Origin of the sequence: Paraburkholderia sp. (assembly GCF_035501035.1) — a bacterium.
Classification (GTDB): Bacteria; Pseudomonadota; Gammaproteobacteria; order Burkholderiales; family Burkholderiaceae; genus Paraburkholderia.
This window is the reverse complement of the sequence record NZ_DATJWR010000402.1, coordinates 1-12936: the sequence shown is the minus strand read 5'-3', so window position 1 is coordinate 12936 and position 12936 is coordinate 1. Positions and strand designations below refer to the sequence as shown.

12 protein-coding genes and 1 pseudogene are annotated in these 12936 nt (G+C 61.0%); 9 read left to right on the top strand and 4 right to left on the bottom strand.

Features of this window, described 5'->3' with window-relative positions; all coding sequences use genetic code 11:
* Window positions 1-110: 110 nt before the first annotated feature.
* Window positions 111-539, bottom strand: a complete 429-nt coding sequence (locus VMJ11_RS29140; RefSeq protein ID WP_325624212.1) for a hypothetical protein — start codon at window positions 537-539, stop codon at window positions 111-113.
* 181 nt (window positions 540-720) lie between these two features.
* On the opposite strand from VMJ11_RS29140, the gene VMJ11_RS29135 reads away from it, so the two are divergent.
* Together VMJ11_RS29135 and VMJ11_RS29130 are read left to right on the top strand one after the other, a co-directional pair.
* Entirely contained in the window at window positions 721-1065 is a 345-nt protein-coding gene (locus VMJ11_RS29135) for a zinc ribbon domain-containing protein YjdM (RefSeq protein ID WP_325624210.1), read from the top strand.
* 71 nt (window positions 1066-1136) lie between these two features.
* Complete coding sequence (locus tag VMJ11_RS29130) at window positions 1137-1973, top strand: spermidine synthase (RefSeq protein ID WP_325624209.1); 837 nt, start codon at window positions 1137-1139, stop codon at window positions 1971-1973.
* A gap of 14 nt (window positions 1974-1987) precedes the next feature.
* Here VMJ11_RS29130 and VMJ11_RS29125 read toward each other — a convergent pair whose 3' ends face one another.
* The gene (locus tag VMJ11_RS29125) at window positions 1988-2185 is read right to left on the bottom strand and encodes a ribbon-helix-helix protein, CopG family (protein WP_103704766.1); all 198 of its coding nucleotides are present in this window, start codon (window positions 2183-2185) and stop codon (window positions 1988-1990) included.
* 310 nt (window positions 2186-2495) lie between these two features.
* Window positions 2496-3263: a YoaK family protein gene (locus VMJ11_RS29120; RefSeq protein ID WP_325624207.1), complete on the bottom strand. Its 768-nt coding sequence runs from the start codon at window positions 3261-3263 to the stop codon at window positions 2496-2498.
* Between the two features lie 252 nt (window positions 3264-3515).
* On the opposite strand from VMJ11_RS29120, the gene hyfB reads away from it, so the two are divergent.
* From hyfB to VMJ11_RS29085, 7 genes and pseudogenes are all read left to right on the top strand, one after another.
* Window positions 3516-5522: a hydrogenase 4 subunit B gene (gene hyfB, locus VMJ11_RS29115; RefSeq protein ID WP_325624205.1), complete on the top strand. Its 2007-nt coding sequence runs from the start codon at window positions 3516-3518 to the stop codon at window positions 5520-5522.
* On the top strand, window positions 5516-6466 hold the full coding sequence (locus VMJ11_RS29110; protein ID WP_325624203.1) for a respiratory chain complex I subunit 1 family protein: 951 nt from the start codon (window positions 5516-5518) through the stop codon (window positions 6464-6466). The genes hyfB and VMJ11_RS29110 overlap by 7 nt, the downstream gene beginning before the upstream one ends.
* Entirely contained in the window at window positions 6467-7126 is a 660-nt protein-coding gene (locus VMJ11_RS29105; RefSeq protein ID WP_325624202.1) for a formate hydrogenlyase, read from the top strand. It begins immediately after the preceding gene.
* On the top strand, window positions 7119-8582 hold the full coding sequence (locus tag VMJ11_RS29100; protein ID WP_325624200.1) for a hydrogenase 4 subunit F: 1464 nt from the start codon (window positions 7119-7121) through the stop codon (window positions 8580-8582). The genes VMJ11_RS29105 and VMJ11_RS29100 overlap by 8 nt, the downstream gene beginning before the upstream one ends.
* 3 nt (window positions 8583-8585) lie before the next feature.
* Window positions 8586-10149 (top strand): annotated as a pseudogene (locus VMJ11_RS29095) (NADH-quinone oxidoreductase subunit C).
* Window positions 10149-10658 (top strand): formate hydrogenlyase, encoded by a 510-nt coding sequence (locus VMJ11_RS29090; protein WP_325624199.1) that lies wholly within the window; start codon window positions 10149-10151, stop codon window positions 10656-10658. The pseudogene VMJ11_RS29095 and the gene VMJ11_RS29090 overlap by 1 nt, the downstream one beginning before the upstream one ends.
* 156 nt (window positions 10659-10814) lie before the next feature.
* Window positions 10815-10985 (top strand): hypothetical protein, encoded by a 171-nt coding sequence (locus VMJ11_RS29085; protein ID WP_325624197.1) that lies wholly within the window; start codon window positions 10815-10817, stop codon window positions 10983-10985.
* Between the two features lie 1740 nt (window positions 10986-12725).
* Here the strand turns inward: VMJ11_RS29085 and VMJ11_RS29075 are convergent.
* On the bottom strand, window positions 12726-12936 hold a 211-nt coding region (locus VMJ11_RS29075), incomplete at its 5' end, for a hypothetical protein (RefSeq protein WP_325624196.1).

Here is a 12936-nt window from a genome sequence, read left to right as displayed (position 1 = left end):
ATCTGTTGTCCTGATGAAATCACCATGCACCATGGGTGTCAGTCGCTTTTCCCCGCATGTCACCCCCTGAAATCACTCGCGGACTCGCATCACTGTGTGCCCGCGTGTTTTCAAACACGAAAACGCGCAACCAGTTGTTCGCCTTCCCACTTCGTGTCCTGCAGATCGATGCTGACGCCAGCAAGTCGCTTCATTTCGAGGTTAAGGTGCACTGCTTCGAGCGATCGGGGCCACACCGCCTGCGGAAAACACCGGCGGTCCATGTCCAGGACGAGCCATGGATGGCGCCGGAACCGCGCGCTGGCGACCGAGATCGCATCCAGTACGTGCCGGGCCGATTCCCGCGGATAAACGAAGGCCAGGTGAATCCCGGCCGTCGCGAGCTGCTCGCCAGCGTCATGGAACCGGTGGGCCATCTGGAACCCGCGTTCTCCGCCGCGCCCGACTCCCACCGCAATCAGCCCCCGGCTTCCAGCTATTTCCCGCAGGCGCACCAGGCGCCGGTCAGGCAACAGCAGCGCTCCATCCAGATCGAACATGACGACATCCTCAGCGAATCCGCCCGCAATTTCGCTGAAGGACAGCGAATCTCATTGTAATGCGGAAGCAATTTCATGTGTCTTCTATTATAATACCGTGTGCACCGTCAAATGATCGCCTCCGGCGAGGTGCGCCCCATTCTTTCCCGACCGACCCGAAACTGTTTCAATGGAAGCCGCAATGAACGCCGCCCCCGCATGCCCGCAATGCTCAATGGAGAACACGTACCCGGACGGAGCACTGTACGTGTGCGCGGACTGTGGTCATGAATGGTCAGAGAACGGGGGTATCGACACCGCGGGCGAACCGGAAAAGAGCGTTGTCCGGGATGCAAACGGAAACGTGCTCTCGGACGGCGACTCGGTGGTGCTGATCAAGGATCTGCGCGTCAAGGGCTCGTCGATTACGCTGAAGATGGGCACCAGGGTGAAAAATATCCGGATCGTCGGTGGCGATCACGAGATTGACTGCAGGACCGATACCGGCAGCTTCATGCTCAAGGCCTGCTTTTTGAGGAAGGCTTGACCTACAGCACTACCCCCCGCGAAACGCGGCGGCGTCTCACGCACTCGTTTGACTACCTGGATATATCGAGAATGGACGGCGACCAGACATCCTGTGACACATTCGTCGAGTTCCTCTCTACGCCATTGAATGACAGGCGACCATTCGTGCTGGAAACGCAGCACGCAGTGTCCCTGCACTTCGATCACTTTGCCACCCAGAGCTGCATGTCGCTTCGCGCGCCGGACAGGCTCACGCTCGGCTATACGCGCACGATGATGGGATTCCTGCTGCTGCAGCCTGCCCCCAGGCACATCTGCATGATCGGGCTAGGTGGAGGCTCACTGGCAAAGTACTGCTATCGGCATCTGCCTGAAGTGGAGATCACCGCGGTCGAGATCGACCCTGAAGTGATTGCGCTGCGTGACGTATTCAGGATTCCTGCAGACGACGCACGCTTCAGGGTGTTGTGCGCCGACGGTGCAGACTACATCCGGAACGAGGACGTAGCCGCAGACGTCATGCTGGTTGACGCCTACGCGTCGGGCGGGATCGCAAGCCAGTGCACGGATATCGCATTCTTCTCTGCGTGCCACGAACGGTTGACGAAGACGGGCGTTCTCGCGATCAATTTCACCGATGACGAGCCCGCACTGGACCTCTACGTCGAACGGCTGAAATCCGTGTTCGGTTCCTCATACACGGTGGTCCAATGCGCGGACGACAGCAATTTCGTCGCTTTCGCCTGGAAAGGCAGAGGCCGCCTGCCGTCTTCGCGCGTCCTGCTCGATCGCGCCTTCTCGCATGCGTGGGCGGACGACCTGAGGCTGTCCTCAACTGCCAGACGCCTGAAGGGTGGTATGAGCCTCGACCCGAAGCGGTTGATCTGGCGCGAAAACGGCCACGCGCACTGGGAGCATGGCGCCTGATCTTGCCTGCAGTTTCAGTCAGCGTTACGCCCGACCCGCTTTCCGAGCGTGCTCTTCGTCTTGTAGGTCACACCATGACGTTCGAGATATTCGCGGATCAACTGCCGGACAACCTGCGATGACGTCAGATCCTGCGCGGCACAGAGCTTCTCGAATGCCTCCTTCTTGGCGGGATCGATCAGGATGGTCAGGCGCGCGGTTTTCGTTTCCATTGGGAGCAGGAAAGGCAAGTATGATAATCAGATTATAATACACTCGCCATCAAATCCAATCGCAGCGCCGGCGATTCAGGCAGGAACGGTGACCGGGAGCAAGCAGACTCGAATCCGGGCTGCCTGATTTACATCCGGGCCCGCAAGATACCATGCACGATTGCGCCGGATTCAGCACACAAGGTTTGTGTCCGAGGCTCCCGGCAACGCCCGAAGCGAACGTCTCCTCCGGCGTGTGCTGGGGGTTGCGCGAAGAATCGCTTGCCTGTCATGTTCAAAAGGCATGGGATGCGCCCCACCTCATGCCCGGTTACTGCCTGCGCTCCTGCCCGCAGCAATATGCGAGCACATCGTCGGCTACTGGCACAACTGCCAGTGTGACGAGCGCCGCAGCAAGCGGGACGGTCGACACGTAACCCACGTTCCTGAACCCGAATGCGCCTGTCAGGCCGCCAACGAAGAACGAAGCCAGCATCGTGCCATATGCCCTCAACTTCGCGCGGTTTGCGATGACCGCGTGCGTGTGCGCGTCAACTGCCGACCTGTTCCAGTAAAAGAGCTTGCCCAACTCTATCCCGAGGTCTGTGACGATGCCGGTCATATGCGTCGTACGGATCTCCGCGCCCGACAGCTTAGCCATCATCGCGTTCTGAAGCCCCATGATGAAGCACAGCAGGATGACAGTCACAGGTACGAAGAACGCCTCCCAAAGCGCGAGGTGCCTGCCGAGCAGGCCGAAAAGGAGGAGCAGCGCGGCCTCTACCAGCAACGGCAGGACGTACTGGCTTTGCAGGTTGCGCCGTCGCCCCCAGTTGACGAGCATGGCAGAGCACCCCGCTCCGACAAGAAACGATGCGAGCGAACCAATACCGGCAAGCACAAGACGAGCGTCCCCGAGCGCGGTCTGGTCGGCGATCGCTGACACGACGCCGCTCATGTGCGATGTGTATTGTCCGACCGCAAGGTAGCCACCGGCATTGGCCGCGCCTGCGACAAAGGCGAGCGACAACCCGAGCTGACGGTTTGCGCTTGCACTGCGTCTTCTTCCCGTGAGACTTCGAAAGTACTGTGCTGGCATAGGATCTTCAGACGATCGCCCGGATCGTGGGCACATATCCGGCATACGGGGCTTTGAGGCACGGCGACGGGCGAGCCTGCCCACTGGAAATGCCCGCTTTTCTGGCCTCATGTGGCTCATATGATAACGTGATTATCATATCCTGCTATCCATATGAAACTTTCGATGTAATATTACGGCCATGGACTGAGCCGGTGTGCCCGGCTCAGTCCATGCCCCTCGTCCAATCCGAGCGCACTGGAGACATTCCGGATGGCACCTGTGCCGGTCGTCCATTTCGTCCTGCTGGTCGTGGCTGCCTGGCTCGCGATCGGCGCGCTGGGTCTTGGGGTTCTGCATCGCACACGGCTTGTCGCACACGGTCTGTTCCCGCTCGGCGCGCTGGCTGGGTTGCTGCTGGGCGCGGCAGGTCTTGCCGGCATCTTCGCCGAACCTTGCACCCTGGTCCTGCCGGTCGGCCTCCCCGGTCTTCCATTCCATCTGCGCCTGGACAGGCTGTCCGCCTATTTCCTGTTCGTGCTCGGCGTCGTCAGCGCGGGCGTCGGCGCCTTTTCCGCCGGCTATTTCCGCAAGGGCGAAGGGACCGCGCCTGGGTTCATCTGTTTTGAATACCACGTGTGCGTCGCGAGCATCGCGCTTGTGCTCGTCGCGGACGACGCCTACGTGTTCATGGTTGCCTGGGAAACGCTGACGCTGTCCGCAACGTTCCTCGTGATGACCAACCACCGGATCGGCGAGATCCGTCGCGCCGCCTATCTGTATTTCCTGATTTCGCACGTCGGTGCGCTCGCGCTGCTCCTGTGCTTCGGCATTCTGCAGGCTCGCACCGGCGACTACACATTCGCCAACATGCGCGCGCAGTCGCCCGACGCATTCTGGGCATCGCTCGCGTTCCTGTTCGCGCTAATCGGATTCGGCGCGAAGGCGGGCGTGTTCCCGCTGCATGTCTGGCTGCCCGATGCCCATCCGGCGGCGCCGTCTCCCGTATCGGCACTCCTGAGCGGATTCGTGCTGAAAGTCGGCCTGTACGGCATGCTGCGCACCGTGTTTGACCTGCTGCACGTGCAAATCGCGTGGTGGGGCGTGCTGCTGCTCGTGCTCGGTGTCGGCACCACGCTGCTCGGCGTGGTGTTCAGCACGATCCAGGTCGACATGAAACGCCTGCTCGCGTATTCGTCGATCGACAACATTGGCCTGATGATTGCCGCGCTCGGACTCGCGGTGCTGTTTCGTGCATGCGGCATGCCACACCTGTCGGCCCTGGCGCTGACCGCGATGCTCTACCAGATCGCTGCACACGCATCGTTCAAGAGTCTGCTGTTCCTTGGTACGGGCGCTGTGCTGCATGCCACCGGGGAGCGCAATCTTGGCAGGCTGGGCGGCCTGATCCGCTTCATGCCGTGGACCGCGTGGGCCGTGCTTGCAGGCGTCGCGGCCAGCGCTGGCTTGCCGCCGCTGAGCGGTTTCGTGGCGGAGTGGCTCCTGCTGCAGAGTTTCCTGTTCACGCCGGGCTTGCCGAATTCCGTGCTCGCCATGACGGTGCCGATCGTGGCCGCGCTGGTTGCGATGTCGGCAGCTCTCGCCGGCTACACGATGGTCAAGTTCTTTGGCATCGTGTTCCTCGGGCAGCCAAGGGAAGCGAAACTGGTTCGCGCACGCGACGCGAATGCGTGGGAACGGCTCGCGTTCTGCTGGTTCGCGGCGGCCGGCGTGCTGCTTGGGCTGATGCCCGTGCAGTTCGTCAAGGTACTGGACCCGGTCACGCGTGCACTTGTTGGGACCGGCGTCGCCGCGAACAATCAAGGCTGGCTGTTGTTCGCGCCGGTGTCGAATGCACGGGCGAGTTACATGCCCGCCGTGTTCATGCTTTTCTTAATTGCCTGTTGCGCTCTCGCGTGGGTCCTGGTGCGGCGCTTCTACCACGGCCGGCTGCGGCGCGCGGCACCCTGGAGCTGCGGCTTTCCGTTCACGACAGCACGGACGCAGGACACGGCCGAAGGGTTCGGGCAACCGATCCGGGAGATCTTCGCACCGCTGCTACGCGTCGAACGGCAATTGCCGTCGCCGTACGACGCGCAGCCGGTCTACCGGGTGTCGGTCACCGACCGTACGTGGTCCATTCTCTACGACCGTATCGCGGCACTCACGCAACGCGCGGCGCAATGGGCTGGCCGGCTGCAGACGGGAAAAATTGCCGTGTACCTGAGCTACAGCTTCGCCGTACTGATCCTGCTTCTGATGCTGGTGAGACGATGGTGAGCCTGTCCGGAGTCATCTCGCAGGCGCTCGAAATTGTTGTGGCGCTTGCCGCTGCACCACTGCTCACGGGCTGGATTAACCAGTGCCGCGCATGGCTGCAGAACCGGCGTGCGCCATCCATCTGGCAGCCGTACAGGATGCTCCACAAGCTGTTCAACAAGGAATCGGTCATCGCGCACTGCGCAAGCCCGGTGTTCCGTGGTGCCCCCTACGTCGTCTGGGCTGCGATGACGCTCGCGTGTGCGATCGTGCCGACGCTGTCGACTGAACTGCCGCTGTCGCCCGCCGCGGACGCGATCGCGCTCGTCGGCCTGTTCGCGCTCGCGCGAGTGGCGTTGTCGCTCGCCGCGATGGACATCGGCACCGCGTTCGGCACGCTCGGCGCCCGCCGCGAGATGCTGATCGGCTTCCTCGCAGAACCAGCGCTGCTGATGGTGCTGTTCTCGGCTTCGCTGATCACGCAGTCGACGCTGCTCACGAGCATCGTCGCGACACTCGGTCGGGGTGAGTTCACGATCTATCCGAGCCTGGCCTTCGCGGGTATCGCGTTCACGCTGGTGTCACTCGCCGAGAACGCGCGCCTGCCCGTCGACAATCCGGCCACCCACCTCGAGCTGACGATGATTCACGAGGCGCTGATCCTCGAATATTCAGGACGACACCTCGCGCTGATGGAATGGGCAGCGAGCCTCAAGCTGTTCGCGTACTCGTGTATCGGTCTGGCGCTGTTCGTACCGTGGGGCATCGCCGGGGCAGGCAGCCCGTTTGCACTGCTGCTCGCGCTGCCCGTGCTATTCATCAAGCTGATGGCGGGCGGTGCGGCGCTTGCCGCAGTCGAAACCGCCAACGCGAAGATGCGGATTTTCCGGGTTCCCGAGTTTCTCGCCACCGCTTTCCTGCTCGCGGTAATCGGCATGCTCGTGCACATTCTGCTGGGGGGATGAATGCACAGTTACGCGACGCAACTCATCAATTTCCTCGCGGCCATCCTGCTCGCGTTGTCGTTCGCGATGCTGAGCCAGCGCCGGGTCCTGTCGCTGATTCACCTCTATACGCTGCAGGGTGTCGCGCTCGTGCTGGCGAACCTGATCCTCGGATTTGTGACGGGAGATGCGCACCTGTACGTGTCCGCCGGCCTGACGCTTGCGCTGAAGGTCGGCGTGATTCCGTGGATCCTGTACCGGCTTGTGCGCAGGCTCGACGTGCAGGCCGATGTCGAGCCGCTCATCAACATTCCGACGACGCTGTTGATTGGCATCGTGCTGGTCATCATTGCGTTTAACGTCGCCTCGCCAATCAGCCAGCTCGCAACCTCGGTCGCGCACGGCACACTGGGGATCGCGCTCGCGTGCGTGTTGCTGTCGTTCATGGCGATGATCGCGCGCGCAAAGGCGATTCCCCAGGTGATCGGCTTCCTGTCGATGGAGAACGGCCTGTTCTTCGCGGCAACGGCCGCGACCAACGGCATGCCGATGATCGTGGAACTCGGCGTCGGACTGGACGTGCTGGTCGGGCTCCTGATTCTGGGCGTGTTCATGTTCCAGATCCGGGAGCAGTTCGACAGTCTGGACATCCATCACATCGAGAAACTCAAGGATGAGTGACGCCCACGTCGTGCTCGCCGTGCTCGGCATTCCGCTCGTGGCCGCCGCATGCCTGGCGGGCACGCGACCCAGCCGTGTTGCACGTCACCTGAACGTCGCCTTCAGCTTCGCGACGTTCGCGGCGACACTCGTGCTCGCCGCGCGCACCGTCGAACAAGGGCCGTCGTTTGCGTTCGGACGGGCATTTTTTGTCGACCCCCTCAACGTGTACCTGGTTGCGCTGACCGCCTTCGTCGGCTGGACGACGTCATTGTTCTCGCGACCGTACATGCAGGTCGAAGAGGCGCGCGGCCGGATGACGGCAAAGCGGATGCGGCTCTATCACAGCATGTACCAGCTCTTCATGTTCGCGATGCTGCTTGCGCTGCTGACCGACAATCTCGGTGTGCTGTGGGTCGCGATGGAAGCGGCCACGCTCGCGACCGTCCTGCTCGTCAGCGTGTACCGGACAGCCGCGAGCCTCGAGGCCGCATGGAAGTACTTCATCCTGTGCGGCGTCGGCATCGCGCAGGCATTGTTCGGCACGATCCTGCTCTACCTCGCTGCAAGCCGGCAGTTGACCGGCGATGATGCGCTGCTCTGGACGAGCCTGGCCGCCGCGAAGACACACCTTGACCCGAACATCGTATCGATCGCCTTCGTGTTCCTGCTCGTCGGCTACGGCACCAAGGTCGGACTTGTGCCGATGCATAGCTGGTTGCCGGACGCCCATGCCGAAGGCCCGACGCCGATTTCGGCAGTGCTTTCGGGGCTGCTGCTGAATGTCGCGCTGTACGCGGTACTACGCTGCAAGGTACTTGCCGACGGCGCACTGGGCAATGGGCTGCCAGGGCAGTTGTTGATCGGGTTCGGGCTCGTTTCAGTGCTGATCGCCTCGTTCTCGCTGCTCCGCCAGAAGGACGTCAAGCGGCTCTTCTCCTATTCCTCGATCGAACACATGGGGCTGATGACCTTCGCGTTCGGACTTGGCGGTCCGATTGCGACGTTCGCCGGGCTGCTCCACATGACCGTCCATTCCCTGGTCAAGTCGGCGATCTTCTTCACCGTGGGCCACGCGGCTCAGAAAGCAGGCACGCAGGCGATTGAGGGTATTCGCGGGCTGCTGCAGGTCAGCCCGATAGTCGGCTGGGGAATGATGCTCGGCGCGCTCGCGATTCTCGGTCTACCTCCATTCGGCGTGTTTGCAAGCGAGTTCCTCATCTTGACGACCGCGATGAATACGATACCCTGGACGGCACCCTTGCTCCTGCTCGCCCTCGCCGTCGCATTTGCGGCAATCTTCGCGCGCGTGCAGCGGATGGTGTTCGGTGGAACGACAACAGCAAAACCGCTCGAACACCGCCCTGCGCTGTTGCCGGTATTCGTCCATCTGGGCCTCGGGCTGATGCTCGGTCTCTATGTGCCGCCTTACCTGGCAACGTGGTATCGCCAGGCCGCAACGATGCTGGGGGGCTGAAGCATGCGACTTGAATCTTTGCAGATTGACGCGGCGACCCGCCTCGGGTGCAGTCCCGGTCAGGTTCCGGCAAGGGTTGCAGACGTCGATGACTCGGGCTGGCTCGGGATCGCGCGTACTGCGCAATCCGACGGGAGCCGGCTCATTGCGATGTGGGGTAGCGAAGCTTCTGGAGGGATTTTTTCGGCGAACGCCGCATACGAATGTGAAGACGGGATACTGTGGGTGCGTCTTGCGACGGAGCGTAGCCCGCATCCCGGAGGGAGCTTCCCCGATCTTGCTGCGATTTTTCCATACGCGGCGCGCATGCAGCGCGCGATCTTCGATCTCACCGGCTTGCGGGCCCCTGGTGCCGAGGACACCCGCCCGTGGCTCAACCACGGCAACTGGCCCAGTGACTATTTCCCGTTGCAAAGGCAGGCAACGGGTGCCGAACGGTTCGAGTCGAGCGAGGCAGACTACCCCTTCGTGCAGGTCGCGGGAGATGGCGTGCACGAGATCGCAGTTGGGCCGATCCACGCTGGCATCATCGAGCCGGGGCATTTCCGGTTCTCGGTGGTCGGGGAAAAGGTGCTGCGCCTTGAGGAGCGTCTCGGCTACGCGCATCGGGGTGTCGAGCGGCTGTTCGAACGAACTCGAGCCTCAGGTGGCCATCGGCTCGCGGCACGGATTGCGGGCGACTCGACGGTGGCGTTTTCATGGGCCTACTGCATGGCACTTGAGCAGGCATCTGGTGTCGCAGTGTCGAACCGCGCGCTGTATGTACGCGCCCTCCTGCTGGAACGGGAACGAGTTGCCAATCATCTGGGCGACCTCGGCGCGCTCGGCAACGATGCGGGATTCGCCTTCGGAATCGCCCAGTTCTCACGACTCAAGGAAGACTGGATACGCATGAACGCTCACGCCTTCGGACATCGCTATCTGATGGACCGGATCTTGCCGGGGGGGCGTGGCAGTCGATATTCACCCCGAGACTGCAACGGCATTGGTCAGGCAGTGCGACCGTATCGAGCGTGAAGTCGACATCATGCGCAAGATCTACGAGGACCAGTCGGGATTGCAGGACCGGTTTGCCGGCGCGGGCCGTTTGACTGCCGATGTTGCCGGGCATTTTGGCGTGCGCGGCATGGCGGCCCGCGCCAGCGGCCACACATTTGATGTGCGCGCGGCCTTGCAACCCGCTCCGTATAACGTCGTGGCCGTTAAGGCGGCAAGCGATTCGCGGGGCGACGTCGCAGCGCGCGTTGCCGTGCGTTTCACCGAAATAGACGAGTCCCTGCGCCTGATACGTGCACTGCTGGCCAACCTTCCAGCCGGACCGGTTGTGGTCGACATGGAGCCGGCAACCGCACCTTCGCGCGGGACAGGCTGGGTCGAAGGATGGCGCGGCGATGTGTTCGTAGCACTCGAGGTGGACGGGGGCGATGTGGTTTCGCGCTGCCATTGCCACGATCCGTCGTGGCAGGCCTGGCCAGCACTGGAGCATGCGATCATCGGCAACATCGTTGCTGATTTCCCGCTGATCAACAAGTCGTTCAACCTGAACTACGCGGGGCACGATCTCTGATGTGGCAGCTTATCCGTCAATTCGCGCGCAGCGGCTTACCGGACGAACCGGCGCCAACAACAGAAGATACATGGCGACATGAGGAGCAAAAGGTTCGTCGCGAGATACTCGATCTCCTCGGGCGCGCGCTGTGCATCCGGCAGATTGATGCGGGCTCCTGCAACGGCTGCGAACTGGAGATCCACGCGTTGAACAATCCTTATTACAACATCGAAGGTCTGGGAATCAGGTTCGTCGCGAGCCCCCGGCATGCTGACCTGCTGCTCGTGACCGGGCCTGTGACGTTGAACATGAAGGCGGCTGTGCTCGCCGCATATGACGCGACGCCTGCCCCGAAGCTCGTTGTTGCGGCGGGTGAATGCGCGTGCACGGGCGGCATTTTTGCCGGCAGCTATGCAGTGTGTGGACCGGTTTCATCGATCCTGCCGGTCGATGTTGCAATTCCCGGATGTCCGCCGCCTCCCGTCGATCTGCTGCGAGGCATCCTGACGGCCTGCCGGGCGCGTTAGCGAGAGATATGAAATTCAGTGAAGGGACGTCGTCCAGGCGCGTAAGCGCCGCGCGATGTCTCGATCCACCGGGACCGTGACCATGCAATACGACGATTCTGGCGACCTGCGCGAGACTCTCGCGCTCGTGCGCCTGGCAAGCCTCAGCTCGCCACGATGTTCGGCTTCCTGTTTGCCATCCTGCTTCGGTATCCGATGTGGTTTGTTGCCCAATCCGTTCTTGTTGTGATGGTCTCGACCTCACAAGTCGCGATGAACGTCGCAAAGAATCCGGCCAGGCCGTTCGATTTTTCAGTGATCGACTGCCTCCTCGTCGGTTCCTGCTGATCGGCCAGTCGGCTCCCGATGAACTGGCTGCACATCGAGCAGCCGCCATCTGAAGCCAGGTACGCTTCCTGGCCGGGCGATCCACAACATGCCGATTTCCACCCCCAACCTGGCATGGGGTTCCGTTGTGGCGCAATGGATATCGTGCTGCGCCGCGCTAGTCGTGATACTTATCTGGGCGTTTGGCGAAAGATACCTCGACTAACGCTGGAAAGGAGGCAGTAAAGGCTGATCCTTTATCGCCTGATCATAGCCAACTTGAGCGTGTGATAAAGGGCGGCAGGGATAGTCCCCGCGAAGAAACGCCTGGGCCCATATCACCATTCCTCGCAGCATGCACGCGCACTTTTCCCTGCCTGTCCCGCACGTGGCTGCGCACGGGGAGGATCTCAGCCACACAGTCCGATCAAACGCACGACCATTGAGCGCCCTGGTCAGCGAGTATCGTCGGATATGTGCTTCGCGGAAACGATTTCTTCGCCCAAACTTGCGAAGTATGCCCGCCAAAATTGCACTGCCTCTTCCGCAGACGTCTGATCGGGAAGGCACTCGATCTCAAAGACATCGGAATCTGAAAGGTGTCCAAACACGCACCATCCCTTCAACGCCGCGTCTGTTCCGTGCAATATGAGACTTATGATGCTCGCGCGACGTTGCTCTATGCTCCCGGCGACATAATCGATAAACAGACTGGACTCCGATGGTCTGGAGACGCCAAAAACCTGGTACCGAATCGGATAAGGTAAGCTTTCCATCTTCCTATCCTCCATTCTCTCTTGGCCGCTAAACGCTGGTAGTGCAATGAAAAATCGCTTTTTACGCGCAGCAAGCTCGTCGCAGCTCGATTGTCGCAAGGACTTTTGTGCTGGAAGTAATCGCGCTATCAAGCATCCGTTCCAGCCTGCAGCGTATAAGAGGGGGACGGGAAACTATGTACGCTACCCCCTATGGAAATCACAAAAATCGCAGCTTGAACGCGTTGAGGTGAAAAAGGTCCACAGCGAGCACAATCCATATGCCCTGCGAAGTTGTCCACTACGCTCGCAGCGAGATACTTCATACGATCCCCCCGCACCACCTCCGCTCGGCACATCAGCACGTTGACCGCATCCTCCAGGGCCCGGGCCTGGATCTATCGCAGTAAGGCGTTCTGCGTTGCTCAAAAGTTGAAGACGAACGATGTGATCGATGAAACAGAGCCCGAAGGTTTTGTCGCGATAAGGCGTGGCGATGAGAGGCACTCCTTAGCCAATAGGAATCCTTATTTGGCTAGCGAGTAAAATTGGTCGGCGGGTGTGTGGTTCAAACCGTTGGTCTGCATTTGCCCCTAGCGATCATGTGCATCTATATGAACGCCGAGCAGAATGCGAACACATCGGAAATCCTTGAAGCCCATTAAAGTGGACCCCGAGTTTGAGACGGTAGTTTAAGCTGTCGTCCGCGACAGGATGGCAGAGAATGAGCGAAGGAAAAAATGCAGGGTACACACGCCGGAATTCAAGGCGAAGGTCGGCTCGGAGGCGGCACGTGGAGTGAACAACTGGTTGCGCGTTTTCGTGTTTGAAAACACGCGGGCACACAGTGATGCGAATCCGCGAGTGATTTCAGGGGGTCACATGCGGGGAAAAGCGACCGACACCCATGGTGCATGGTGATTTCATCAGGATAACAGATGAAAATGTGCGCGCCAGTACCTGGCGCGGGGTCACATCACCGTGGTAGCTGCCCGAAGGGAGGGCGTCAGCCGTAGTGCCGAAGGTTAATCATCGCATACGCGAGCGTCTTGAACGCGTAGTGCACGTCACTGATGCGTTCAAAGCGCAGCAGCAGACGGCGGAATTTATCTTCCCAGGCGAAGACGCGTTCGATGGTGCGAAAGCGTTCCTCGAATATAGCAGGATCAAAGTACTGCCTGCGTCCGCGTTTGGGTGTCTTGCGACCACGCGGATTT